Source organism: Klebsiella sp. HMSC09D12, from assembly GCF_001808475.1.
GTDB lineage: Bacteria > Pseudomonadota > Gammaproteobacteria > Enterobacterales > Enterobacteriaceae > Klebsiella > Klebsiella oxytoca.
The window spans coordinates 22159-45145 of sequence record NZ_KV793506.1 but is presented as its reverse complement, the minus strand read 5'-3'; the positions used below and the strand labels follow the sequence as shown (position 1 = coordinate 45145).

Genomic DNA, 22987 nt, shown 5'->3' with positions numbered 1-22987 from the left:
CGCCCCCGCCAGCGCGGGGGCGCAAGGCATCAGTGACGGCTCTTAAGATTGTTAATCACGTCCGTTAAATTCAGCCCCTGATCCTGCAGCAGCACCAGCAGGTGATACATCAAATCCGACGCTTCATTCTTCAGCTCGAACTGGTCATGCACCGTGGCGGCCAGCGCGGTCTCAACGCCTTCTTCTCCCACCTTCTGGGCAATGCGCTTGGTGCCGCTAGCGTACAGCTTCGCGGTGTAAGAGCTCTCCGGGTCAGCGTGCTTGCGTTCGGCCAACAGTTGCTCCAGCTGGTAGAGAAACAGCCACTGGTGGCCGGTTTCGCCGAAGCAGCTCGATGTGCCTTTATGACAGGTTGGGCCAATCGGATTTACCAGCGCCAGCAGGGTGTCGTTATCGCAATCCGGGGTGATGCTCACCACGTTGAGAAAATTACCCGACGTTTCCCCCTTGGTCCACAGACGCTGTTTGGTCCGTGAATAAAAGGTCACTTTACCGGTCTCTTCGGTTTTCGCCAGCGCATCCTGATTCATATAGCCCAGCATCAGCACTTCCCCGGAAACGGCGTGCTGCACGATGACCGGCATCAGACCGTCGGTTTTTTGCCAATCCAGCTGTTCACTTAACATACCCTAATCTCCACGCCCTGTGCTGCCAGGTACGTTTTCAGTTCACCAATATTGATAATTTGCTTGTGGAACACCGATGCGGCCAGCGCGCCGTCGACGTTGGCGTCGCGGAAGGCTTCCAGGAAGTGCTCCATAGTCCCGGCACCGCCGGATGCAATCAGCGGCACGTGGCACACGGCGCGTACCTTGCTTAACTGCTGCAGATCGTAGCCGTTACGCACGCCGTCCTGATTCATCATATTGAGGACGATCTCGCCGGCCCCGCGCTTTTGTACTTCCTGCACCCAGTCCAGCGTTTCCCACTGCGTCACCCGCGTACGGCTCTCATCGCCGGTATATTGATTGACGTGATACTTCCCGCTTTCGGCGTCAAACCAGGTATCGATACCCACGACAATACACTGCACCCCGAACCGATCGGCCAGGCGAGTAATCAGCGTCGGGTCCGCCAGGGCAGGGGAGTTGATGGAGATTTTATCCGCGCCAAAGGAGAGGATTTGCGCCGCCTCTTCCAGCGACTTAATGCCGCCGGCGACGCAGAAGGGAATGTCGATCACTTCCGCAACGCGCGATACCCAGCTTTTATCCACCACGCGACCGTCGCTCGAGGCGGTGATATCGTAGAACACCAGCTCATCCGCGCCTTCGTCGGCATAGCGTTTTGCCAGCGGGACAATATCGCCGATGATTTCGTGATTACGGAACTGCACGCCTTTCACTACCTGGCCGTCGCGAACGTCAAGACAGGGGATTATCCGTTTTGCCAGCATTGAATGGCCTCCGTTACGTTAAATTTACCTTCCAGCAGCGCCCGGCCGACAATCACCCCGCGCACCCCTGTTCCGCGCAGCGCGGCGATATCATGCAGATCGCCAATGCCGCCGGAGGACTGAAACGCCACCTGCGGATAGCGGGCGCAGACTTCTTCATACAGCGAGACGTTAGACCCGGCCAGCGTCCCGTCGCGGGAAATATCGGTACATAGCACGTGCTGCAGGCCGACGGACTGATAGCTCTCCACCAGCTCCTCCAGGGTTACGCCGGAATTCTCCTGCCAGCCGCTAACGGCCACCTGCTTGCTGCCTTGCGCATCGATCCGTACGTCCAGCGCCAGCACCAGATGCTGCGGGCCAAAACGCTTAAACCAGCCTTTCACCACTTCCGGCGACTTCACCGCCGTCGAGCCCACCACCACGCGCGCCACGCCCGCGTCAAGCAGGGCGGCCACGTCTTCTTCCGTGCGCACGCCGCCGCCGACCTGCACCGGCACGTTCACGCCAGCCACCAGCGTTTTCAGCAGCGGGATCTGGCGCTTCGCCGGATCTTTCGCCCCGGTCAGATCGACGAGATGCAGTACTTCGGCCCCTTGCGCGGCATAGGATTGCAGGCGCGGCAGCGGATCGTTGCCGTAGTCGCGCTGCTGGCCATAATCGCCCTGATGGAGACGGACGACCGTACCGTCAATTAAATCTAAAGCAGGAATGATCATCACATCTCCAGGAAGTTTTTCAGCAGCTGCGCCCCGGCGCTGCCGGAGCGTTCAGGGTGGAACTGGACGCCAAAGAAGTTATCTTTCTGTACCGCCGCGGTGAAGGCCTCGCCGTAGCTGCACTGAGCGATGGTGTTAACGTTGACCGGCATCGCGTAGCTGTGGACGAAGTAAAAATACGCCCCGTCTTCAATGCCGCGAAACAGACGATCGCCCGCTTTAGCATATACCCGGTTCCAGCCCATATGCGGCAGCGGCAGGCCGTGGTCGGTCATTTTTGGCACGTCCTGGTCGATAATACCCAGCAGGTCGACGCCGTTATTCTCTTCGCTGCGTTTTCCCAGCAGCTGCATACCGAGACAAATGCCCAGCACCGGTTGGGTGCAGGCTTTAATCAGATCGATTAAATCCCGTTCGCGCAGCTGGTCCATTGCCGCCTGAGCCGTCCCTACACCCGGCAGAAACAGCTTATCGGCGCGCAGCACCACGTCCGGGTCGCGGCTGACCTGCGGCTCGTAGCCGTGGCGGCTCACCGCAGATTTCACCGAATTGAGGTTGGCGCAGCCGGTATCGAGGATCACCACGTTCATCAGAGTACCCCTTTCGAAGATGGCAGCGTGTCGCCCTGGACGCGGATGGCCTGGCGTAGCGTGCGACCGAAGGCCTTAAACAGGCTCTCAACGCGGTGGTGGTCGTTTTTGCCCTTGGTTTTCAGGTGCAGAGTGACCGCCATGGTATAGGAGAGCGAGCGGAAGAAGTGCTCGACCATCTCGGTGCTCAGATCGCCAACGCGCTGATAGGTAAAATCAGCTTTGTATTCAAGGTGCGGGCGGCCAGAAATATCCAGCGCGCAGCGGGCCAGGCATTCGTCCATCGGCAGCACAAAGCCGAAACGGGCGATGCCGCGCTTGTCGCCGAGCGCCAGCTTCAGCGCTTCGCCCAGCGCAAGGCCAGTGTCTTCCACGGTGTGGTGATCGTCAATATAGAGGTCGCCGCCGACCTTGACCTCCAGACGGAAGCCGCCGTGGGTGGCAATTTGGTCAAGCATATGATCGAAGAAGCCGACGCCGGTGGAGATTTTGCTGCCGCCTTCGCGATCGAGCCACACTTTGACATCCACCTGGGTCTCTTTAGTGATGCGCTCAACGTGGGCGTAGCGATCGCGACGGGTCAGCTGTTCGCAAATGGTCGGCCAGTCAAGCGTTTCGCGATCGTAGCGCAGTCCGGTAATGCCCATGTTATCCGCCAGCTGAATGTCGGTGGCCCGGTCGCCAATCACGTAGCTATTGGCGGTGTCCATCACCCCTTGCTCCAGCCACGGCAGCACCAGCCTGGTTTTCGGCTTGCGGCAGTCGCAATTATCCGCCGGGAGATGCGGGCAAATCAGCACCTCGTCAAAGTTGACGCCCTGTGAGGAGAAGATCTGCATCATCAGGTTGTGCGGGCCGTCGAACTCGTCCTGCGGCAGGCTGGCGGTTCCCAGTCCGTCCTGATTGGTGATCATCACCAGCTTATACCCTTCCTGCTGCAGCTTGAGCAGGGCCGGGATCACCTGCGGCTCAAACGCCAGCTTATCGAAGCGGTCTACCTGAAAATCAACCGGTGGCTCGGAAATCAGCGTACCGTCACGGTCAATAAAGAGAAACTTCTGGGTCATACATTCTCCGCAGTCAAAGCGTCAATGACGCGCTGGCTCTCTGCACGGGTACCGATAGTGATACGCAAACAGCCGCTTAATGAAGGTTGTTTATTCTGGTCACGTAAGATAATGCCCTGATCCCACAAAGATTTAAACACCGCGCTGGACGCGGTGATCCGCGCCAGTACGTAGTTGGTCTCGGAAGCGAACACCTCTTCCACGCAGGCAATGCTGCGCAGCTGGCTGACCAGATAATCGCGTTCGTTGAGGATCTGCGCCACGCGCTCGCGCATAGCGGCAATCCCTTCCGCACTCAGCGCCTGAGCGGCAATATCGGCGACCGGCGTCGAGAGCGGATAGGGCGCGATAACTTTCAGCAGTACGTTAATGACCTCGACGTTGGCGAGGGTAAAGCCGCAGCGCAGTCCAGCCAGGGCAAACGCCTTGGACAGCGTGCGCAGAACCACCAGATGCGGATACTCGTTCAGCCAGGTTGCCAGCGTCGCCTGCGGGCAGAACTCAATATAGGCTTCATCCGCGACCACGATGGCTTTACCGCGCGCCATCTCCAGCAGGGTGCGGAAATCTTTCGGGTTGATAATCTGTCCGGTCGGGTTATTCGGGCTGCAGACGAAAATCACTTTCACGCCGTCAAGATTGGCTGCGATGCCCGGCAGATCCAGCTGCCAGTCGGCGAGCGTCGGCACCGTACGACAGGTCACGCCGATGGTTTCGGCGCTGACGCTGTACATGCCGTAGGTCGGCGGGCAGTAGAGCACCGCGTCCTGGCCCGGCTCGCAGAAGGCGCGGATCAGTAGTTCAATGCCTTCGTCGGCGCCGCGGCTGACCAGCACCTGCTCCGGCTTAACGCCAGCATACTGCGCATAACGTTCAATGACGGCTTTCGGCTGCGGTTCCGGATAGCGGTTCAGCGTCTGTTCGGTCAGCTGGAACGCAACCGCGGTGGGGAATTCATTGGCGTTCAGCCAGACGTCGCCCTTACCGCCCAGACGGCGAGCAGACTGATACGGCGTCAGCGCGCGGACGCTGGCGCGGGCTAAATCTTCGATGCTCATGCTTGCTCCTTAAGGGCTGCAACGCGCAGCGTAACGGCGTTTTTGTGGGCGTCCAGGCGCTCGGCGGCGGCCAGTATCTCAATGGTGGAAGCGAGGGCGGCGAACCCGTCGCGGGACAGCTCCTGCACGGTCATGCGTTTCTGAAAGTCCGCCAGGCCGAGGCTGGAGCAGGTCGCGGTGTAGCCGTAGGTCGGCAGCACGTGGTTGGTTCCGGAGGCATAATCCCCGGCGGATTCCGGCGACCAGTCGCCGAGGAACACCGAGCCGGCGCTGGTGATGCCATCGACCAGTTCGCGGGCGTTGCGGGTCTGAATAATCAGGTGTTCAGGGCCGTACTGGTTGGATATTTCCACGCACTGGGCGATATCGCGGGCCACGATGATCCGGCTGGCGGAGAGCGCCTCACGGGCGGTTTCCGCACGCGGCAGCGCGGACAGCTGGCGCTCAACGGCTTCGGCGACGCGGGTGGCCATCGCGCTATCCGGCGTCAGCAGGATCACCTGCGAATCCGGGCCGTGCTCCGCCTGGGAAAGCAGGTCAGAGGCGACGAAATCAGGGGTTGCGCCGCTGTCGGCGATCACCAGCACTTCCGATGGCCCGGCGGGCATATCGATAGCCGCGCCGTCAAGACGCTGGCTCACCTGGCGCTTGGCTTCGGTAACGAAGGCGTTGCCCGGGCCAAAGATTTTATCGACTTTCGTCACCGACTCCGTGCCGAAGGCGAGGGCGGCAATTGCCTGCGCGCCGCCGACGTTAAAGATATTGCGCACGCCGCATAGCTGGGCGGCATAGAGAATTTCATCGGCAATCGGCGGCGGCGAGCACAGCACTACCTGCTGGCAGCCCGCGATGCGCGCCGGCGTGGCGAGCATCAGGACCGTTGAGAACAGCGGCGCCGAGCCGCCGGGAATATATAAGCCAACGGAGGCGATAGGGCGGGTCACCTGCTGGCAGCGCACGCCCGGCAGGGTTTCCACATCTACGGCCTGCAGCCGCTGCGCGTTGTGAAAGGTTTCGATATTTTTAACCGCTACGGCCATCGCCTGCTTGAGCTCGTCGCTCAGGCGCGCACCGGCGGCGGCAATCTCTTCTTCGCTAACTTTCAGCGCTGTGACCTCGGTTTTGTCGAACTTTGCGCCGTATTCACGCAGGGCCGCATCGCCGTTGTCTTTAACATTATTCAGGATCTCCGCCACCGTTTTGCTGATGCTCTCGGAGGCGGAAATGGCCGGACGCATTAAAAGTTGTTGCTGTTGTTCTGCGCGACAGCCGTTCCAGTCGATAATTGTGTTGAAGCTCATGATTGTTTCCCCTGTTTGTCCCGTGACCGACCCGCCGGATTACTCCATCATCTTCTCAATCGGCAGAACCAGAATGGAGCTGGCGCCCAGCGCTTTCAGTTTTTCCATGGTTTCCCAGAACAGGGTTTCGCTGCTGACCATGTGCATGGCGACGCGCTGCTTGTCCCCCGCCAGCGGCAGGATGGTCGGACGCTCGGCGCCGGGCAGCAGGGCGACAACCTCTTCCAGGCGCTCGGTGGGCGCGTGCATCATGATGTATTTCGATTCGCGAGCCTGAATCACGCCCTGAATACGGGTCAGCAGGCGGTCGATAAGCTGCTGTTTGCTATCCACCATCTCACCGTCGCGCTGGATCAGGCAGGCTTTGGAGCGGAACATGACTTCCACTTCGCGCAGGCCGTTCGCTTCGAGAGTCGCGCCGGTAGAGACCAGGTCGCAAATCGCGTCGGCCAGGCCAGCGCGCGGGGCCACTTCAACCGAGCCGTTCAGCAGGCAGGATTTAAAGGAGATGCCTTTCTGGTCAAGGTAGCGCTTCAGCAGGTGCGGGTAAGAGGTCGCGATGCGTTTGCCGTCCAGTGCCGCAGGGCCGTCCCAGGGTTCATCCGCCGGGGTCGCCAGCGACAGGCGGCAGCCGCCGAAGTCGAGACGGCGCAGGGTAAAGTAGCGCGGATCTTCGCCCTGGGCGCGGCGGCTCAGCAGCTCTTCTTCCAGCACGTTTTCACCGATAATCCCCAAATCGACCACGCCGTCCATGATAAGGCCAGGAATATCGTCATCACGCACGCGCAGAATATCGATCGGCATATTTTCCGCCATCGCGATCAGGCGCTGGGTGTGCAGATTCACTTTGATGCCGCAGCGGCTGAGTAATTCGCGTGAATCTTCGCTTAAACGCCCTGATTTCTGAATAGCTATGCGTAAACGGCTGTTGTCTAACATTGTTATTTTCCTCTGTAACCCTGTCTGAATCTGTCCGAATGCGGTCCAAAAAAAAGCCCCCGGAAGTGAATCTTCCGGGGGCTCTCTTTGCGTTCATGCACCACTGGAAGATCCAAATGTCTTCCAGCACACATCGCCTGAAAGACTAGTCAGGATGATGGTGATGATGGTGGTTTTTAAATTGAACGCTGTTCATAAAATTCTCTGTGAATGACTATGCATTTGATGCCTTTTAACCTAAACCACTTCACTCGCATAAAGCAAGGGCTTTTTTCTATCATTAATTCATTTCATATTGACCGAAGAAATTGTCAGTTGCCGCCGGCTGGCGTAGCCTTAAGTCAGCACAGCGAAAATTCAGGAGCAAGGGGATGAAGAAGGTCGCAATTGTAGGATTAGGATGGCTGGGTATGCCGCTTGCGCTGTCGTTGATGTCGCGGGGATGGCAGGTCACCGGCAGTAATACCACTCAGGATGGCGTAGAGGCGGCGCGGATGTGCGGTATCGACAGCTACCCGCTGCGTCTGGAGCCGCAGCTGGTCTGCGACGCTGAGGATCTGGATGCATTAATGAACGTCGACGCGCTGGTGATTACCCTGCCGGCGCGCCGGACCGGGCCGGGAGACGACTTCTATCGTCAGGCGGTACAGGAAATCGTTGATACCGCGCTCGCGCATCACGTGCCGCGCATCCTGTTTACCAGCTCGACTTCCGTCTACGGCAACGCCAGCGGCACGCTGAAAGAGAGCTCGCCCCGTAATCCGCAAACCGCCAGCGGACAAGTGCTGAAAGAGCTGGAGGACTGGCTGCACAATCTTCCTGGCACCTCGGTGGACATTCTGCGCCTTTCCGGGCTGGTGGGGCCGTCTCGTCACCCGGGGCGCTTCTTTGCCGGAAAATCCGCGCCAGACGGCCAGCACGGCGTGAACCTGGTGCATCTCCAGGATGCGATCGCCGCGATCGAGCTGTTATTGCAGTCCCCGAAAGGCGGACGCATCTATAATATATGTGCGCCTAAGCATCCCGCGCGCGGCGTCTTTTATCCGCTGATGGCCCGGGAGCTTGGGCTTCCCGTTCCCGTCTTCTCTGATAACCCGGAAAACGGTAGCGGCAAGATCGTGGATGGCAGCCGTATTTGCAACGAACTGGGGTTTGAATACCAATACCCCGACCCGCTGGTGATGCCGATGGAGTGATCCGCCAGCGGTGAATCGCGTACCGTAAGGGGGTAGCGATGAAACCACTGCTGGATGTGCTCGTCATTCTTGATGCCCTCGACAAAGAGGGCAGTTTTGCCGCCGCCTCGGCAAAGCTCTATAAAACACCCTCCGCGCTGAGCTATACCATTCATAAGCTGGAAAGCGACCTCAATATTCAACTACTCGATCGCAGCGGCCACCGGGCGCGCTTTACCCGTACCGGTCAGATGCTGCTGGAAAAAGGGCGCGACGTGCTGCATACCGCCCGCGAGCTGGAAAAGCAGGCCGTCAGGCTGCATCAGGGCTGGGAAGACAGGCTGGTGCTGAACGTTGATAGCGGTTTCCCGTTTCACCTGTTGGCGCCGCTGATAACGGCGTTTTATCGCCAGCATCACGCCACCCGTCTGGAATTTCGCCGCGATACCCTCGCAGCAGGCTGGCAGACCCTGGCGGAAGGGCGGGCGGATCTGCTGCTCGGGGTTCAGAGCGACCCGCCGGCGCTAAGCGGCTACGGTTGTCTGCTTCTCGGTGAACTGACGCAGGTATTTGTCGTTTCGCCCCAGCATCCGCTGGCGCAAATTACCGAACCGCTGAGCTGGCGCACTTTGCGCCGTTATCGCGCGATTGCCAACTGCGGTTCGTTGCCGCAGGCAGAAAATCAGGACAGCCTGACGGTATTCGATCTTTCCGGCCAGCTGACGCTGCTTTGCGCCGGGCTGGGGTGGGGCTATTTGCCGCTATTTCAGGTGCAGCCTTTATTAGCGCGCGGCGAGCTGCGAATAATTCAAACCAGGATGGTTGCGCCGGTAAATCGCGCGTGGATTGGCTGGCATGAAGAGGGCGGTGGTCTGGCGGGCGAGTGGTGGCGAGCAGAGATATTAGCAAATAGTGCTATCCATCAGGTCTATAATACTAAAATCGTATGAATATTAATCTGTTAGAGATTGGCTGTAATTATTAAGCCTTGCAACATCTTGTCATCGTGCCAGTAGTTGTTGCAAAATACGCGTCCTGAAAATCAGAAACTGGCCGACGCTTTTTTAAAGTGTCGGTTATTTTTTTGGTTGAAAGACACATCATTCAATACCAAGAGGCCGGGCTTCGTACCGGATAGATATTTACTAAAAACCGACAGTGGTTGTCGCTGAGGAATACAAAGAAATGGGGCAATTTTTTGCTTACGCGCTGGCGTTCACCGTAAAAGGGGATAACTATGTCGCATAACGCTACTCCAAAAACCTCTCGCGTGGAATTACGTAAAACGCTTACGTTGATTCCGGTTGTAATGATGGGCCTTGCCTATATGCAGCCAATGACGCTGTTCGATACGTTTGGTATCGTCTCTGGATTGACTGATGGTCACGTTGCGACGGCTTACGCCTTCGCGCTGATCGCCATTCTCTTCACGGCGCTGAGCTACGGTAAACTGGTTCGCCGTTTTCCGTCGGCGGGTTCCGCTTATACCTACGCACAGAAATCCATTAGCCCGGCCGTTGGCTTTATGGTTGGCTGGTCATCGCTGCTGGACTATCTGTTCATGCCGATGATCAACATTCTGCTGGCAAAAATTTACTTTGAAGCGCTGGTGCCTTCCATTCCGTCGTGGATCTTTGTTGTTGCGCTGGTGGCCTTTATGACCATCTCCAACCTGCGCAGCATTAAGACCGTGGCGAACTTCAACACCCTGATCGTTATCCTGCAGATGGGTATCGTAGCGGTGATTGTTGGCCTGATTATCTACGGCGTTATGCACGGCGAAGGCGCGGGCACGCTGACCAGCACCCGTCCGTTCTGGTCTGAAGGCGCGCACGTGGTGCCGATGATTACCGGTGCGACCATTCTCTGCTTCTCGTTTCTCGGCTTCGACGGTATCTCTTCGCTGTCTGAAGAAACCAAAGACGCAGAGCGCGTGATCCCGAAGGCTATCTTCCTGACGGCGCTGATTGGCGGCCTGATCTTTATTGGGGCTTCCTACTTCCTGCAGCTGTACTTCCCGGATATCTCGCGCTTTAAGGATCCGGACGCATCGCAGCCTGAAATCATGCTGTACGTTGCGGGCAAAACCTTCCAGTGGGGCGTGCTGATTTTCTCCAGCGTCACCGTACTGGCGTCCGGCATGGCCGCGCACGCGGGCGTTTCCCGTCTGATGTACGTGATGGGCCGCGACGGCGTGTTCCCGACGCGTTTCTTTGGTTACGTGCATCCGAAATGGCGGACTCCGGCGTGGAACGTACTGCTGGTTGGCGCCATTGCGCTGCTGGCGATTAAATTCGACCTCGTGACGGCAACGGCGCTGATTAACTTCGGTGCGCTGGTGGCGTTCACCTTCGTTAACCTGTCGGTGATCTCGCAGTTCTGGATCCGTGAAAAACGCAACAAGACGCTGAAAGACCACTTCAACTATCTGGTTCTGCCGGTGTGCGGCGCGCTGACCGTCGGCGCGCTGTGGATCAACCTGGAAGAGAGCTCCATGGTTCTCGGCCTGATCTGGGGCGGTATTGGTCTGGTCTACCTGGCCTGCGTGACCAAAAGCTTCCGCAACCCGGTACCGCAGTACGAAGACGTTGCCTGATCGCGTTTGTGATGAGAAAGCCGGAGGGAAACCTCCGGCTTTTTTGTTTCTGGCGGATGTCGATCTTTCCGGCTCGCGCTACGCTTAGCCGGGCTACAGATTCACCGCTGCCCACGGTCTGGTAGCCCGGGTAAGGCGTGTACGCCGCAACCCGGGATTCCCGGGCACGAGTTCGTGTGGTTTTGCGGGGTGGTTGCCCGGATAGAGGCGCAGCATCGCCTCCGGTAGATTCGGCAGAAATGTGGGCGATTTACTTCTCCTGCTGCATCACCTTAAGCAGCGTATCCAGCAGGCCGGGAAAGCGCGCGTCTAAATCTTCCCGGCGCAGCGAAATCAAATTCTCCCGCCCCTGAGGCCGCTGCCAGATCACCCCGCTGTCGCGCAGGACGCGCCAGTGGTGAGTCATGGTCGACTTCGCCACATCTTCATGACGCAGAGCGTTACAGCTCTGCTCGCTGCCGTCGGCAAGGATCCGGATAATCTCCAGCCGCAGCGGATTACCGAGGGCGAAAAGCACATTTTCGAGGCGAATTTGTTCACGTTCGGGGTGATTGGCGATCATAATATTCCTGTGTCGGCGGCGGCGCAGATCCGCGAGCAGCAGCCGTTATCGGCGGCTGGCCGGTAATATACCCAAACTCTTTTTCTAAAGCCACGCGCGTCGTCGCAGCCATACCAATCGTAACGATAGCAAAAATAGTTCGAATATACTCGTACAGTTGTACTATGATGAAAGCCGTTAAATGAACGGCGGCTCATTCCGGCCGCTGACTGACAGTCAAAATGACTAAGGACGCATCATGCCCCGACCCATCCCCCTCGAACGTTATCGCAACATCGGTATCTCCGCGCATATCGATGCCGGCAAAACCACCACCACCGAGCGCATCCTGTTTTACACCGGGATGAGCCACAAGCTGGGGGAAGTACACGATGGCGCGGCAACTACCGACTGGATGGCGCAGGAGCAGGAGCGTGGGATCACCATTACGTCCGCGGCGGTGAGCTGCTTCTGGCCCGGTATGGACCGCAGCTTTGAGCCACACAGGATTAATATCATCGATACCCCCGGGCACGTGGATTTCACCATTGAAGTCGAGCGCTCTATGCGCGTACTGGACGGTGCGGTCATGGTTTACGACTCCGTGGGCGGCGTGCAGCCGCAGTCGGAAACCGTCTGGCGCCAGGCGAACAAATACCACGTCCCGCGCCTGGCCTTCGTCAACAAGATGGACCGACCCGGCGCGGATTTTTTCCGCGTGGTGCAGATGATGACCGATCGCCTGAAGGCGAACCCGGTACCGATTGTGATCCCGGTGGGCGCCGAAGAGCACTTCACCGGCGTGGTGGATCTCATCAAAATGCGCGCCATTTTGTGGGATGACGCCACCCAGGGAATGACCTTCAGCTATGCGCCGGTGCCCGACGAACTGCTGGAAACCGCCCGGTTGTGGCGGGAAAAAATGGTTTCGGCGGCGGCGGAAGCCAGCGACGAACTGATGGATAACTATCTCGAAACCGGCGAGTTGAGCGAGGCGGAAATCGTCGCCGGACTGCGTCAGCGCACGGTGAAGGGGGAAATCCAGGCAGTGCTGTGCGGCAGCGCGTTTAAAAACAAAGGCGTGCAGCGGATGCTTGATGCGGTGGTTGAGCTGATGCCGTCGCCGCTGGATATTCCGGCGATTCAGGGCGTGGATGAGAAAGGGCAGCCCGCTGAACGTCACCCGAGCGACGACGAACCGTTCTCGGCGCTGGCATTTAAACTGATGACCGACCCCTACGTCGGCCAATTGACCTTTATCCGCGTCTATTCCGGGACGCTGAAAAAAGGCGATGCGGTGTGGAATCCGGTGAAAGGCAAGAAAGAGCGCATCGGCCGCATCGTGCTGATGCAGGCCAACGATCGCCATGAAGTGGACGAACTGCACGCCGGAGATATTGCCGCCTGCGTCGGCCTGAAGGATGTCACCACCGGCGACACGCTGTGCGACCCTGATGCGGTGATTACCCTTGAACGGATGGAGTTCCCGGAGCCGGTGATTTCGCTGGCGATTGAACCGAAAACCAAAGCCGATCAGGAGAAAATGGGCATCGCCCTGCAGCGATTGGCGGCGGAAGATCCGTCGTTTCGTCTGCATACTGACGAGGAGTCCGGCCAGACGATCATTTCCGGGATGGGTGAACTGCATCTGGAGATTATCGTTGACCGCATGAAGCGCGAGTTTGGCGTCGAGGCGAATATCGGGCGTCCGCAGGTGACCTATCGCGAGACGATCCGCAAAACGGTCAAAGAGGTGGAAGGCAAGTTTGTTCGCCAGTCCGGCGGTAAAGGGCAGTACGGTCACGTGGTGCTGAGCCTTGAACCGCTGGCGCCGGGAAGCGGTTTCGTGTTTGAGGACGCGACCAAAGGCGGCGTGGTGCCGCGCGAGTACATCCCTTCAGTCGAAAAAGGGCTGCGCGAAGCGATGGGCACCGGCGTGCTGGCGGGATATCCGGTGGTGGATATTAAGGCGACCCTGACGTTTGGTTCGTATCACGACGTCGACTCCTCGGAGATGGCTTTCCGGATGGCGGCGATATTCGGCTTCAAGGAGGGCGCCCGCAGGGCCGACCCGGTCATCCTTGAGCCGGTGATGCATGTGGAAGTGGAGACCCCGGAAGAGTACGCCGGCAATATTATGGGCGATCTCTCTTCCCGGCGCGGGATGGTGCAGGGAATGGAGGAGCGGTTCGGCAGCCAGATTATTCGCGCCGACGTGCCGCTGGCCGAGATGTTTGGCTATTCCACTACGCTGCGTTCAATGTCCCAGGGCCGGGCGACCTACAGCATGGAGTTCCACCACTACGCGGAAGCCCCGCGCAACGTGGCAGAGGCGATTATCGCCAGCCGCGCCAAAGGCTAAACTACGTTCCCGGGTGCGACGCGAGGCGTCTTACCCGGGATACGAGTCCTGCCACCGTTTCTAGCCCGGGTAAGGCGTTAGCCGCAACCCGGGAATTTCTTCCAGTCAAACAATATCCTGCGCGTACTGCCACAGCGCCTTCAGCTGCGCCAGCTTCTCTTTATCATCCGCATATTGCTGATACAGCATCTGTAGCTCATCGGCGTAGGCCTGCAAAAACTCTGGCGTAAACACCTGGCGACGGTGATCCAACCAGCGCTGCTGCTCGGCTTCATCCAGCGTGCCCGGGTAATTGCGCGCGCGATAGTTGAATAGTAGACGCTCAATACGCTTATCAGCAAAGGTAATGTCCAGCGCCGGCAGATTGCGCGGCTCCGTCTCGAGTACGATTTTCATCGCAGCGCGGTCGGCATCGCTGAAAAAGCCGTTATACAGCTGCGTATCGACGTTATCGGACGGCACAAACGGCTCCGCTTCGGCAAAAATCGCCACCGCTTTCTCGCGCACCTGTGGATTAGCCCGCAGCCGCTGGGCGTTCTCCAGACAGCGCTGGATATTGATGCCCAATCGGTCAGCATCCTGCGGGCGCAGGGTATTTTGCTGCGCCAGCACCGGACACTTATTGAGGTGGACCAGCTTGATCGGCACCGCAGCCAGATCGCCCAACTCGCTTTTCGGCGTATACAGCCGTTCGCGCAGGGCATCGGCATCCAGATCCAGCAGAGGGGCGATATCACCGGCCAGGTCGACCATAATCACCGCGTTACGGTTATCCGGGTGCCACGCCAGCGGGGCGACCAGGCTGGTGTTGCCGCGTGCCGCGCCGAACATACCGGAAACATGCACCAGCGGCTTGATTTGCGGCACGTCAATCAGCGTCGCCAGCTTGCGCTTGTTGCGGTGGGCGTAAAGATAGTCGAACAGGCGCGGCTGCTGAGTCTTCACCAGCTTTGCCATCGCGATAGTGGCGTAAACGTCGGCCATCGCGTCGTGGGCGTTGCTGTGTTCGATGCCGTTAGCGACGGTCAGATGCTCCAGCCGGAAGCTCGGTAAGCCCTCATCATTTTCCGGCCAGTTGATCCCCTCGGGGCGCAGCGCATAGCAGGCGCGCATCACGTCCAGCAGATCCCAGCGGGAGTTGTCATGCTGCCAGCTCCAGGCGTAAGGATCGTAAAAATTGCGATAGAAGATATTGCGCGTGACTTCATCATCGAAGCGCACGTTGTTGTAGCCGACGATGCAGGTTTTCGGCACCGTGAACAGATCGTGAACGCGGCGGGCAAACGCGGCTTCGTTGTCGCCTTTGGCATTGGCCTCCTGCGGCGTTATCCCGGTGACCATTACCGCCTGCGGCTGCGGCAGATAGTCGTCGGCGAGCCTGCAGTAGAACACTTCAGGTTCGCCGACGACATTCAGGTCTTCATCGGTACGGATGGCGGCAAACTGCGACGGCCGGTCGAGCGAAGGGCTGGTGCCGAAGGTCTCGTAATCGTGAAACAAAAATCCGGGCTGGTTGGCGCTATCTTGCATAATCTGTTCATTATCCCTGGTGGCGAGCAGCCATCATGGTAAACGATTTGCCGGGCCATCAGAAGGGTATCGGCCTTACCTGACACCGCCAGTGTCATATTTTCTTGCAATTAAACCCTGATATGAAACGAGAAGTTCCGTAAAAAGGACGGCGAATCTGTCAATTTAGAGGATATGCCGTTGAAAGGCCGTTTGTTTATTGCTGTATCTTTGCTCGCTGCGAGCGTTTCCTGCGCATTTGCCGCCAATGAATTTCCCGTCAACGTGACGCCGCCTTCCATTCAGGCCGGTTCCTGGGTGCTGATGGATTACACCACCGGCCAGGTCCTTACCGCCGGTAACGAGCATCAGCAGCGCAATCCCGCCAGCCTGACCAAACTGATGACCGGCTATGTGGTCGATCGCGCCATCGACAGCCACCGCATCACCTTTGACGACATCGTCACCGTCGGTAAAGACGCCTGGGCGCAGGGCAATCCGGTCTTTAAGGGATCTTCCCTGATGTTTCTTAAGCCCGGCGATCGGGTTAGCGTACGCGACTTGAGCCGCGGGCTCATCGTTGACTCCGGCAACGATGCCTGCGTGGCGCTGGCGGATTATGTTGCCGGCGGCCAGCCGCAGTTTGTCGCGCTGATGAACAGCTATGTGGACAAACTGCATTTACAGGATACCCATTTTGAAACCGTTCACGGCCTCGACGCGCCGGGGCAGCACAGCTCAGCCTACGATCTGGCGGTACTCTCGCGGGCGATTATTCACGGCGAGCCGGACGTTTATCATATGTACAGCCAGAAGAGTCTGACGTGGAACGGCATTACCCAGCAGAACCGCAACGGCCTGCTGTGGGATAAAACTATGAACGTTGATGGTCTGAAAACCGGCCATACCTCCGGCGCCGGCTTCAATCTGATTGCCTCCGCGGTGGACGGCCAGCGCCGGCTGATTGCGGTAGTCATGGGGGCCGACAGCCCGAAAGGGCGTGAACAGCAGGCGGCGAAGCTGCTGCACTGGGGCCAGCAAAACTTCGATACCGTCCAGGTCCTGCAGGACGGCAAGCAGGTCGGCGTTGAGCGTATCTGGTATGGCGATAAAGAGCAGATTAGGCTGGGGACCGATCAGGACTTCTGGTTAGCGCTGCCGAAATCGGAAGTCTCGCGCATTAAGGCGAAATATGTGCTGGATAAAAAAGCGCTGGAAGCGCCGATTGCCGCCCACCAGCGGGTCGGTGAAATCTCGCTTTATGATGGCGATAAAGTCGTCGCCCACTGGCCGCTGGTGACGCTGGAAAGCGTCGGCAAGGGCGGCATGCTGTCGCGCTTTAGCGATTATCTGCATCAAAAACTGTAACTTCTCCGCCGCTCCGCCTGGAGCGGCATCTCGTAGCTGTTTGATTATTATGCTGCTTCGGTTGGCGCTTTGTTTAGTGTCCATCCCTTACCTTACCCGGTCACCATTCAGGAAATCCCCTGGCGCTTGTGCGCCCAAAATGGAGCTGGGAAGATGAAATACTTTGCGCGTAGTGCGCTTTCTCTGGGACTTTTCGCCGTTTTTAGCACCTTTGGTTTTGCCTCTGGCCTTGTTCTGGCCGATAACGAATTCCGCAATGATTTAGCCTGGTTATCCGACCGCGGAACCCTCTCTTTAAGTTTGTCCACCTGGCCTTTGAGCGAAGAAGAGATTAACCGTGCGCTGGCCAATGCCCATCCGACAACATCCGCCGAGCGGGTGGTTCTGAGTCGGGTAAATCAGCGTTTAAGGGCGCTCAAAGCCGACGTGCGCGTTACCGGTTACAGTTCCACTGATAAGCCGGGAACTCCGCAGGGGTTTGCCCAGTCTTATCCCGCTGACCAGTCGCTTTCTCTCGCCCTGAACAACAGCGGTGAATGGTGGGATCTGCATCTACAGGGCAATGTTGAAGGCGACAAACGCATCGACAACGGCTCCAGCGTAAACGCCAACGGCGCATACGGCGCGGTAAAACTGTGGAACCAGTGGCTGGCGTTCGGGCAAATCCCGCAGTGGTGGGGACCGGGTTATGAAGGGAGTTTGATTCGCTCCGATGCCGCGCGTCCCATGACCGGTTTTCTGCTGCAGCGTGCAGAACAGCGGGCGCCGGAAACCTCATGGCTAAGCTGGATTGGCCCGTGGCAGTATCAACTTTCCGCCAGCCAGATGAACCAGTACGCCGCCGTACCGCATACCAAAATCTTCGGCGGTCGCCTGACGTTTTCGCCCATCTCCTCGCTGGAACTGGGCGCTTCGCGCGTTATGCAGTGGGGCGGCGAAGGGCGACCTTCATCATTCAGCAGCTTCTGGGACGGCCTGACCGGCAATGATAACACCGGTGAATCGGCCGACGATCCCGGCAATCAGCTGGCCGGTTTTGATTTCAAGCTGAAGCTGGCGCCAACCTTGGGCTGGCCGGTGAGCATTTACGGCCAGATGATCGGCGAGGATGAAGCCGGATACTTGCCCTCGGCGCACCTCTACCTTGGCGGCGTGGAAGGGCACCATCAGTGGAACAGCAATGCGGTTAACTGGTATCTGGAAGCCCACGATACCCGCTCGAATATGGGACGCACCAACTATATCTATAACCACTTTATCTATAAAGATGGCTACTATCAGCAGGGCTACCCGCTGGGCGATGCGATGGGCGGCGATGGACGCCTGTATGCCGGTAAGGTGGAGCTGGTCACCGAAGAAAATCAGCGCTGGAGCGCGCGCCTGGTCTACGCGGAAGTCAATCCGAAGAACCAACGAATCAATAAAGCCTTCCCGCACGCCGACACGCTGAAGGGCGTACAGCTGGGCTGGAGCGGCGATGTCATGCCGACGGTTCGCCTGAATACCTCCATGTGGTACACCGATGCAAACCACAGCGCTAGCGACGATGTTGGGGCCAGCATCGGCATTGAACTGCCGTTCAGTTTATAACCCGCAGGTGGCGTTTTTTTAATCTTCTTGCCGCGCGGATTTGTGAATTACCGCACATACTATGGGTGATTGTACTGTTAGATTGTATGTATATACATACAGTGTTTTATCAACAGTGGAGGCAACATGGACTATAACGTTAAATCCGTAGGCAAGAAGAAAATTGCCGGTTTTCATCTGGTCGGCCCCTGGGAACAGACGGTTAAACAGGGGTTTGAACAGCTGATGATGTGGGTCGACAACAGCCAGGTTCCGGCGCAGGAGTGGGTGGCCGTTTACTACGACAATCCAGACGAAGTCCCGGCGGAAAAGCTGCGCTGCGACACCGCCGTCACGGTGGCGGAAGACTATCAGATCCCTGAAGGAAGTGAAGGCGTGATGATGACCGAAATCGCCGGCGGCGAGTATGCCGTTGCCCGCGCCAGAGTCGAGAATTTCGATTTTGCGACTCCGTGGTATCAGTTTTTCGAAAGTCTGATGCAAAGCACAGAGCATCAGATGGCGATGAAGCCCTGTTTTGAAGTCTACCTTAACGATGGTAACCAGGACGGCTACTGGGACATTGATATGTATATCGCGGTTGAACCCGTAGTGAAGTGAACTTATCCCTTTAATTGACAAGGTTTCTTACATTCGCGTGATGCTTGCGGCGAAAAAGCAGTTACAATTGCCCTTTTCGTTGTGTCGGAGTCGGTTGTGCGCGCGGATAAATCACTTAAGCCATTTGAAATTCGGCTGTATCGCCATTACCGCATCGTCCATGGCGTGCGAATAGCATTGGCCTTTGTGCTCACCTTTGTGCTGGTGCGCCTGCTTAACGTGCCGGAAGGTACCTGGCCTCTCATCACCCTGGTGGTGGTGATGGGGCCTATCTCCTTCTGGGGAAACGTCGTCCCGCGCGCGTTTGAGCGTATCGGCGGCACGATCCTCGGCTCGGCGCTCGGGCTGGTGGCGCTCAAGCTGGAACTTATCTCTCTGCCCATTATGCTGCTGTGGTGCGCGGTGGCGATGTTCCTCTGCGGCTGGCTGGCGTTGGGTAAAAAGCCCTACCAGGCGCTGTTGATCGGCATCACGCTGGCGGTGGTGGTCGGCGCGCCGCCGGGCGATATGACGACCGCGCTATGGCGAAGCGGCGACGTTATCTTTGGCTCCCTGCTGGCTATGCTGTTTACCGGTATCTGGCCGCAGCGGGCTTTCCTGCACTGGCGCATCCAGATGGCCAGCTACGTCACCGCCTTCAACCGTCTGTATCAGGCGGGTTTCTCGCCGAACCTCGTCGAGCGTCCGCGTCTGGAAAAGCATATGCAGAAGGTGCTTAACGATGTGGTCAAAATGCGCGGATTAATTACGCCCGCCAGCAAAGAGACGCATATCCAGAAGGCCATCTTTGAAGCGATCCAGACCGTTAGCCGGAATCTGGTGTGCATGCTGGAGCTGCAAATCAACGCCTACTGGGCATCGCGTCCCGGCCATTTTGTTATGCTGAATGCCCATACGCTGCGCGAAACGCAGCAAATGACCCAGCAGACGTTGCTGACTATCGCCCATGCATTGTATGAGGGCAATCCGCAGCCGATTCTTGCTAACAATGAAAAGCTCAACGAAATTGTGGCCGAGCTGCGCCAGCTCATCAAAGAGCAGCAGGACGACAATTTCTCTGAAACGCCAATCCATGGTTATGTCTGGCTAACCATCGAACTGGCGCGGCAGCTTGAGCTGCTGTCGCATTTAATCTGCCGGGCGTTGCGTAAATAAAGACCAGATACGCGCGGTTTGCCCATCGCTTGCTTCGATTCAGCAGCGTTTAGGGTTATGATAAAGGCAAAGGAAAAAACATTGTCATCAGCGGCTGCTAACAGTTATGTTAGCCCTATGTAGCAGTCGCTTTAGCGAATCCGAATCTCAAATATTAGGGGTGTAAAAATGGAAACAACTAAGCCTTCTTTCCAGGACGTACTGGAGTTTGTTCGCCTGTATCGTCGTAAGAATAAACTGCAGCGTGAAATTCAGGACGTTGAGAAAAAGATCCGTGATAACCAGAAGCGCGTACTGCTGCTGGACAACCTGAGCGACTACATCAAGCCGGGCATGAGCGTTGAAGCTATCCAGGGCATCATTGCCAGCATGAAGAGCGATTACGAAGATCGCGTTGACGACTACATCATTAAAAACGCCGAGATCTCCAAAGAACGTCGCGATATCTCTAAAAAGCTGAAAGCAATGGGCGAAGCGAAAGTAGAAGATAAATCTGCCGAGTAATCCCGTTTGCGTGCTCCGGCGGCTCTCGCTGCCGGAGTGATTCCTCCTCTTGCGTCATCTCGCATTCCTTAGCAAAACAGCTTCTGTAACGCTGAACCTTTCCCCAGGAATTTGATATACTTCCGCCGTAAACATATTGATATCGGAAGGTTTTATCTCATGCTGTCCCTGCAACAGGTGCCGCCGCGATGGTACTGATGACCGGCGACGCGCTTAGCGGCCTACGCCGTGATGCCCAATCTCTACTCAACTCTTTCGTTTCGGCGATCTATATCGCTACCTCCCGGATATCCGATAACCAAATAGCTGCACGCATTCAACATCACCGCGATACCCGGCTGGCTCACTGGCGGCTGGAAGAGCGTCCACGCAGCAGCTACGCAGATAAGTCAGGTTACGGTCGGCGGCGGCGGTGAATAACCGCTGGTCGCAAGGTTTAACGACAGGAGTCATCTTTCCATGATTAAGTCATTTTTTGCCGCATTATCGTTTATCAGCCGCCTGCCGGTCCCGGCGCGTTTGTCTCAGGGGCTGGAAATTGAACAATATCAACGCAGTATCGTTACTTTTCCCTTTGTTGGCCTGCTGCTGGGGGCGATCGCGGGGGTTGTCGTGATACTGCTCCAGCCCTGGTGCGGCGGCCCGCTTGCCGCGCTGCTCGGCGTGCTGGCGCTGGCGCTGTTGACCGGCGGCTTCCATCTGGATGGGCTGGCGGATACCTGTGATGGCATTTTCTCTGCCCGCCGCCGCGAGCGGATGCTGGAGATTATGCGCGACAGCCGGTTGGGCACTCACGGCGGGCTGGCGCTGATTTTTGTGCTGATTGCAAAAGTGCTGGTGGTCAGCGAGGTCACGCTGCGCGGTACGTCTGCGGTTGCCGCCCTGGCGGCCGCCTGCGCCGTGGCCCGCGGTATGGCGGTGCTGCTGATGTACCGTCAGCGCTATGCGCGCGAAGAGGGGCTGGGCAATCTGTTTATCGGTAAAATCTCGCTGCAACAGACGCTGATCGCCATGGGGATAGCTCTGGCGCTGGCGACGCTGCTGCTCGGCGTTAACGGTCTGCGCGCAGCGCTTATCACGCTGGTGCTGGTCTGGGCGCTAGGCCAGGCGCTGAAGCGTACTCTGGGCGGGCAAACCGGCGACACCTTAGGCGCGGCGATTGAGCTCGGTGAAGTCATATTTTTGCTGGCCCTGCTGTAAGTTTGCTTTCTTCCCGGTGGCGCTGCGCTTAGCCGGGCTACAAGTCCACCGCTGTCTGCGGGCCGGTAACCCGGACAAGGCGCATCGCGCCGCCTCCGGGAAAATTATTCAGCGCATGTGGTTACAGCGCTTTTTGCCATACGCTTTGCGGCAGCAGATAAACGTCTGCCGGCGCCGTCATGCCGTCGGTCACAATATGCTGGATGCCGCTGGCCATCACCGCCAGGGTGACGTCAAAGGCGTTCAGGCTATCGCCAAAACCCGCGGTCAGGTTGAGCATTGAACCGTTCGCCATCAGATAGATCGTTTTCTGGCCCATCCGGTAAGCGTTGATATAGGGCATGACCTCTTCCTGGCTGAACTGGCGCAGGTACTCGCAATCAATCTCTTCCGCCACGTGACCCACGTTGAGGATAAACACTCCATCTTTGCATTTATCAAGCGCCTGGCTGTTAACGACTTTTTTGCCGCCGGTAGCCGTGGCCACCACGTCCGCCGAAGCTATCGCCTCCTGTAATTCAACAACGTGCCAGCCGTCGTAGGCAGCCTGTAATCTCCGTGCCGGGTCGATTTCCGCCACCATGACCTGGCCGCCGAAGGCCTTCGCCGCCGCCGCAACCCCCTGGCCGACCAGACCATAGCCGATGACCAGTACTTTTTTCTCATGCAGGGTCAGGTGGGTCGTCTGGAAGAAGGTATGCCACGCGGTCAGGCCGACCATATGACGGTTATGCAGACCTTCCTTAACCGGCAAATCATCCCAGTTAAAAATCGGATAGCCGGGCCGAATATCGCCGAGGCGGCTAACGCCAGAGCCTGTCGCTTCAAGCCCGGCGACAACATTGCCGAACTCCCCACGCTGATGCAGTAGGGTTGTTATATCCGCGCCCATTTCGCACAGATGCGTCGGCTGCCAGGCAATCGCTTTTTCCCACGATTGCTGCCAGTCGGCATCGCTCATATCACGCCATGCGCAAGCCTCAGCGCCGCGCTCCACCAGCCAGGCGACCACATCATCCTGCACCGTGGTTGGGTTACAGGTGGTCAGGAAAACCTTCGCCCCTTTTTCCAGAATTCCCTGCACCAGTGGGATCATTTTCATATCCAGGTGCATACAGCAGGCCAGACGAACCTGGCTGAGGTCGGGCAGGGCGGCGACCTGGCGCAGCGTACGCGGCATATTCTGGCTGGCCCATGCGATTTCTTTCTCTAATTTTATCTTGTTATTCAACGTATTTGACCTTCAATCCATAGAGTACTGATACCCAGACGTAAGGGCGATTCTAGCGTAGCGCGCGCCTTTTTTACATTCACAAA

General features: G+C 57.8%; 24 protein-coding genes and 1 other annotated feature. Of the genes, 12 read left to right on the top strand and 12 right to left on the bottom strand.

The features are described 5' to 3' along the window. Positions 1-29 precede the first annotated feature (29 nt). The 9 genes from hisIE to hisL all read right to left on the bottom strand — a co-directional run bounded on the left by hisIE (position 30) and on the right by hisL (position 7266). Positions 30-626 carry a bifunctional phosphoribosyl-AMP cyclohydrolase/phosphoribosyl-ATP diphosphatase HisIE gene (gene hisIE / locus HMPREF3178_RS24890; protein ID WP_004103655.1) on the bottom strand — a complete coding sequence of 199 codons (597 nt, stop codon included), beginning with the start codon at positions 624-626 and terminating at the stop codon, positions 30-32. Beyond that, the gene (hisF, locus tag HMPREF3178_RS24885) at positions 620-1396 is read right to left on the bottom strand and encodes an imidazole glycerol phosphate synthase subunit HisF (protein WP_004113932.1); all 777 of its coding nucleotides are present in this window, start codon (positions 1394-1396) and stop codon (positions 620-622) included. Before hisF ends, hisIE begins: the two co-directional genes overlap by 7 nt. Then, a complete protein-coding gene (gene hisA, locus HMPREF3178_RS24880; RefSeq protein ID WP_016809191.1) occupies positions 1378-2115 on the bottom strand; it encodes a 1-(5-phosphoribosyl)-5-[(5-phosphoribosylamino)methylideneamino]imidazole-4-carboxamide isomerase in 738 nt (245 codons plus the stop codon). The genes hisF and hisA overlap by 19 nt, the downstream gene beginning before the upstream one ends. Continuing rightward, entirely contained in the window at positions 2115-2705 is a 591-nt protein-coding gene (gene hisH, locus HMPREF3178_RS24875) for an imidazole glycerol phosphate synthase subunit HisH (protein ID WP_004103646.1), read from the bottom strand. The genes hisA and hisH overlap by 1 nt, the downstream gene beginning before the upstream one ends. Then, complete coding sequence (gene hisB, locus HMPREF3178_RS24870) at positions 2705-3772, bottom strand: bifunctional histidinol-phosphatase/imidazoleglycerol-phosphate dehydratase HisB (protein ID WP_004103644.1); 1068 nt, start codon at positions 3770-3772, stop codon at positions 2705-2707. The genes hisH and hisB overlap by 1 nt, the downstream gene beginning before the upstream one ends. After that, the gene (hisC, locus tag HMPREF3178_RS24865) at positions 3769-4830 is read right to left on the bottom strand and encodes a histidinol-phosphate transaminase (protein WP_049121353.1); all 1062 of its coding nucleotides are present in this window, start codon (positions 4828-4830) and stop codon (positions 3769-3771) included. Before hisC ends, hisB begins: the two co-directional genes overlap by 4 nt. Then, entirely contained in the window at positions 4827-6131 is a 1305-nt protein-coding gene (hisD, locus tag HMPREF3178_RS24860) for a histidinol dehydrogenase (protein WP_023329851.1), read from the bottom strand. The genes hisC and hisD overlap by 4 nt, the downstream gene beginning before the upstream one ends. 39 nt (positions 6132-6170) lie before the next feature. Then, positions 6171-7070, bottom strand: coding sequence for an ATP phosphoribosyltransferase (gene hisG / locus HMPREF3178_RS24855; protein ID WP_004103638.1), 900 nt, complete (start codon positions 7068-7070; stop codon positions 6171-6173). 47 nt (positions 7071-7117) lie between these two features. Continuing rightward, positions 7118-7240 (bottom strand) — a sequence feature (His leader region). Next, positions 7216-7266, bottom strand: coding sequence for a his operon leader peptide (hisL, locus tag HMPREF3178_RS31160; protein ID WP_009654477.1), 51 nt, complete (start codon positions 7264-7266; stop codon positions 7216-7218). (Overlaps the previous feature by 25 nt.) Positions 7267-7441: 175 nt before the next feature. On the opposite strand from hisL, the gene HMPREF3178_RS24850 reads away from it, so the two are divergent. From HMPREF3178_RS24850 to HMPREF3178_RS24840, 4 genes are all read left to right on the top strand, one after another. Beyond that, the gene (locus HMPREF3178_RS24850; RefSeq protein WP_070585551.1) at positions 7442-8266 is read left to right on the top strand and encodes an SDR family oxidoreductase; all 825 of its coding nucleotides are present in this window, start codon (positions 7442-7444) and stop codon (positions 8264-8266) included. 38 nt (positions 8267-8304) lie between these two features. Continuing rightward, complete coding sequence (locus HMPREF3178_RS24845) at positions 8305-9195, top strand: LysR family transcriptional regulator (protein WP_023321271.1); 891 nt, start codon at positions 8305-8307, stop codon at positions 9193-9195. A 235-nt stretch (positions 9196-9430) separates the two neighbouring features. Then, on the top strand, positions 9431-9493 hold the full coding sequence (gene yoeI / locus HMPREF3178_RS32230) for a membrane protein YoeI (protein WP_096335043.1): 63 nt from the start codon (positions 9431-9433) through the stop codon (positions 9491-9493). Beyond that, positions 9483-10841 carry an APC family permease gene (locus HMPREF3178_RS24840; protein ID WP_004103635.1) on the top strand — a complete coding sequence of 453 codons (1359 nt, stop codon included), beginning with the start codon at positions 9483-9485 and terminating at the stop codon, positions 10839-10841. The genes yoeI and HMPREF3178_RS24840 overlap by 11 nt, the downstream gene beginning before the upstream one ends. A 250-nt stretch (positions 10842-11091) precedes the next feature. Here the strand turns inward: HMPREF3178_RS24840 and HMPREF3178_RS24835 are convergent, their stop codons facing one another. Then, positions 11092-11403 carry an ArsR/SmtB family transcription factor gene (locus HMPREF3178_RS24835; protein WP_004103633.1) on the bottom strand — a complete coding sequence of 104 codons (312 nt, stop codon included), beginning with the start codon at positions 11401-11403 and terminating at the stop codon, positions 11092-11094. A 238-nt stretch (positions 11404-11641) separates the two neighbouring features. Between HMPREF3178_RS24835 and fusA the strand changes: the two genes are divergently transcribed. Further along, a complete protein-coding gene (gene fusA, locus HMPREF3178_RS24830) occupies positions 11642-13744 on the top strand; it encodes an elongation factor G (RefSeq protein ID WP_032728444.1) in 2103 nt (700 codons plus the stop codon). Between the two features lie 105 nt (positions 13745-13849). Here fusA and sbcB read toward each other — a convergent pair whose 3' ends face one another. Continuing rightward, entirely contained in the window at positions 13850-15274 is a 1425-nt protein-coding gene (gene sbcB / locus HMPREF3178_RS24825) for an exodeoxyribonuclease I (RefSeq protein ID WP_070585549.1), read from the bottom strand. A gap of 180 nt (positions 15275-15454) precedes the next feature. Here sbcB and dacD point away from each other — a divergent pair, with 180 nt between their 5' ends. The 7 genes from dacD to cobS all read left to right on the top strand — a co-directional run bounded on the left by dacD (position 15455) and on the right by cobS (position 21670). Further along, positions 15455-16621 carry a serine-type D-Ala-D-Ala carboxypeptidase DacD gene (dacD, locus tag HMPREF3178_RS24820; RefSeq protein WP_070585607.1) on the top strand — a complete coding sequence of 389 codons (1167 nt, stop codon included), beginning with the start codon at positions 15455-15457 and terminating at the stop codon, positions 16619-16621. A 153-nt stretch (positions 16622-16774) separates the two neighbouring features. Continuing rightward, positions 16775-18211, top strand: coding sequence for a capsule assembly Wzi family protein (locus HMPREF3178_RS24815; RefSeq protein WP_070585547.1), 1437 nt, complete (start codon positions 16775-16777; stop codon positions 18209-18211). 126 nt (positions 18212-18337) lie between these two features. After that, on the top strand, positions 18338-18811 hold the full coding sequence (gene sbmC, locus HMPREF3178_RS24810) for a DNA gyrase inhibitor SbmC (RefSeq protein WP_023321266.1): 474 nt from the start codon (positions 18338-18340) through the stop codon (positions 18809-18811). 96 nt (positions 18812-18907) lie between these two features. Beyond that, entirely contained in the window at positions 18908-19966 is a 1059-nt protein-coding gene (locus HMPREF3178_RS24805) for an FUSC family protein (RefSeq protein WP_004103626.1), read from the top strand. A 168-nt stretch (positions 19967-20134) separates the two neighbouring features. After that, a complete protein-coding gene (locus HMPREF3178_RS24800; protein WP_004103624.1) occupies positions 20135-20470 on the top strand; it encodes a DUF496 family protein in 336 nt (111 codons plus the stop codon). 188 nt (positions 20471-20658) lie between these two features. Beyond that, positions 20659-20886, top strand: a complete 228-nt coding sequence (locus HMPREF3178_RS30445; RefSeq protein ID WP_139146039.1) for a bifunctional adenosylcobinamide kinase/adenosylcobinamide-phosphate guanylyltransferase — start codon at positions 20659-20661, stop codon at positions 20884-20886. Between the two features lie 43 nt (positions 20887-20929). After that, the gene (gene cobS, locus HMPREF3178_RS24795; protein ID WP_016809180.1) at positions 20930-21670 is read left to right on the top strand and encodes an adenosylcobinamide-GDP ribazoletransferase; all 741 of its coding nucleotides are present in this window, start codon (positions 20930-20932) and stop codon (positions 21668-21670) included. Between the two features lie 121 nt (positions 21671-21791). Here the strand turns inward: cobS and HMPREF3178_RS24790 are convergent, their stop codons facing one another. Then, positions 21792-22901, bottom strand: a complete 1110-nt coding sequence (locus tag HMPREF3178_RS24790) for an adenosylhomocysteinase (RefSeq protein ID WP_004113907.1) — start codon at positions 22899-22901, stop codon at positions 21792-21794. Positions 22902-22987: the final 86 nt, after the last annotated feature.

What these genes read in the sequence shown, in the direction of transcription:
- hisIE (WP_004103655.1), bottom strand. Translation starts at nt 626, where the DNA reads ATGTTAAGTGAACAGCTGGATTGGCAAAAAACCGACGGTCTGATGCCG.
- hisF (WP_004113932.1), bottom strand. Translation starts at nt 1,396, where the DNA reads ATGCTGGCAAAACGGATAATCCCCTGTCTTGACGTTCGCGACGGCCAG.
- hisA (WP_016809191.1), bottom strand. Translation starts at nt 2,115, where the DNA reads ATGATCATTCCTGCTTTAGATTTAATTGACGGTACGGTCGTCCGTCTC.
- hisH (WP_004103646.1), bottom strand. Translation starts at nt 2,705, where the DNA reads ATGAACGTGGTGATCCTCGATACCGGCTGCGCCAACCTCAATTCGGTG.
- hisB (WP_004103644.1), bottom strand. Translation starts at nt 3,772, where the DNA reads ATGACCCAGAAGTTTCTCTTTATTGACCGTGACGGTACGCTGATTTCC.
- hisC (WP_049121353.1), bottom strand. Translation starts at nt 4,830, where the DNA reads ATGAGCATCGAAGATTTAGCCCGCGCCAGCGTCCGCGCGCTGACGCCG.
- hisD (WP_023329851.1), bottom strand. Translation starts at nt 6,131, where the DNA reads ATGAGCTTCAACACAATTATCGACTGGAACGGCTGTCGCGCAGAACAA.
- hisG (WP_004103638.1), bottom strand. Translation starts at nt 7,070, where the DNA reads ATGTTAGACAACAGCCGTTTACGCATAGCTATTCAGAAATCAGGGCGT.
- HMPREF3178_RS24850 (WP_070585551.1), top strand. Translation starts at nt 7,442, where the DNA reads ATGAAGAAGGTCGCAATTGTAGGATTAGGATGGCTGGGTATGCCGCTT.
- HMPREF3178_RS24845 (WP_023321271.1), top strand. Translation starts at nt 8,305, where the DNA reads ATGAAACCACTGCTGGATGTGCTCGTCATTCTTGATGCCCTCGACAAA.
- HMPREF3178_RS24840 (WP_004103635.1), top strand. Translation starts at nt 9,483, where the DNA reads ATGTCGCATAACGCTACTCCAAAAACCTCTCGCGTGGAATTACGTAAA.
- HMPREF3178_RS24835 (WP_004103633.1), bottom strand. Translation starts at nt 11,403, where the DNA reads ATGATCGCCAATCACCCCGAACGTGAACAAATTCGCCTCGAAAATGTG.
- fusA (WP_032728444.1), top strand. Translation starts at nt 11,642, where the DNA reads ATGCCCCGACCCATCCCCCTCGAACGTTATCGCAACATCGGTATCTCC.
- sbcB (WP_070585549.1), bottom strand. Translation starts at nt 15,274, where the DNA reads ATGCAAGATAGCGCCAACCAGCCCGGATTTTTGTTTCACGATTACGAG.
- HMPREF3178_RS24815 (WP_070585547.1), top strand. Translation starts at nt 16,775, where the DNA reads ATGAAATACTTTGCGCGTAGTGCGCTTTCTCTGGGACTTTTCGCCGTT.
- sbmC (WP_023321266.1), top strand. Translation starts at nt 18,338, where the DNA reads ATGGACTATAACGTTAAATCCGTAGGCAAGAAGAAAATTGCCGGTTTT.
- HMPREF3178_RS24800 (WP_004103624.1), top strand. Translation starts at nt 20,135, where the DNA reads ATGGAAACAACTAAGCCTTCTTTCCAGGACGTACTGGAGTTTGTTCGC.
- HMPREF3178_RS30445 (WP_139146039.1), top strand. Translation starts at nt 20,659, where the DNA reads ATGGTACTGATGACCGGCGACGCGCTTAGCGGCCTACGCCGTGATGCC.
- cobS (WP_016809180.1), top strand. Translation starts at nt 20,930, where the DNA reads ATGATTAAGTCATTTTTTGCCGCATTATCGTTTATCAGCCGCCTGCCG.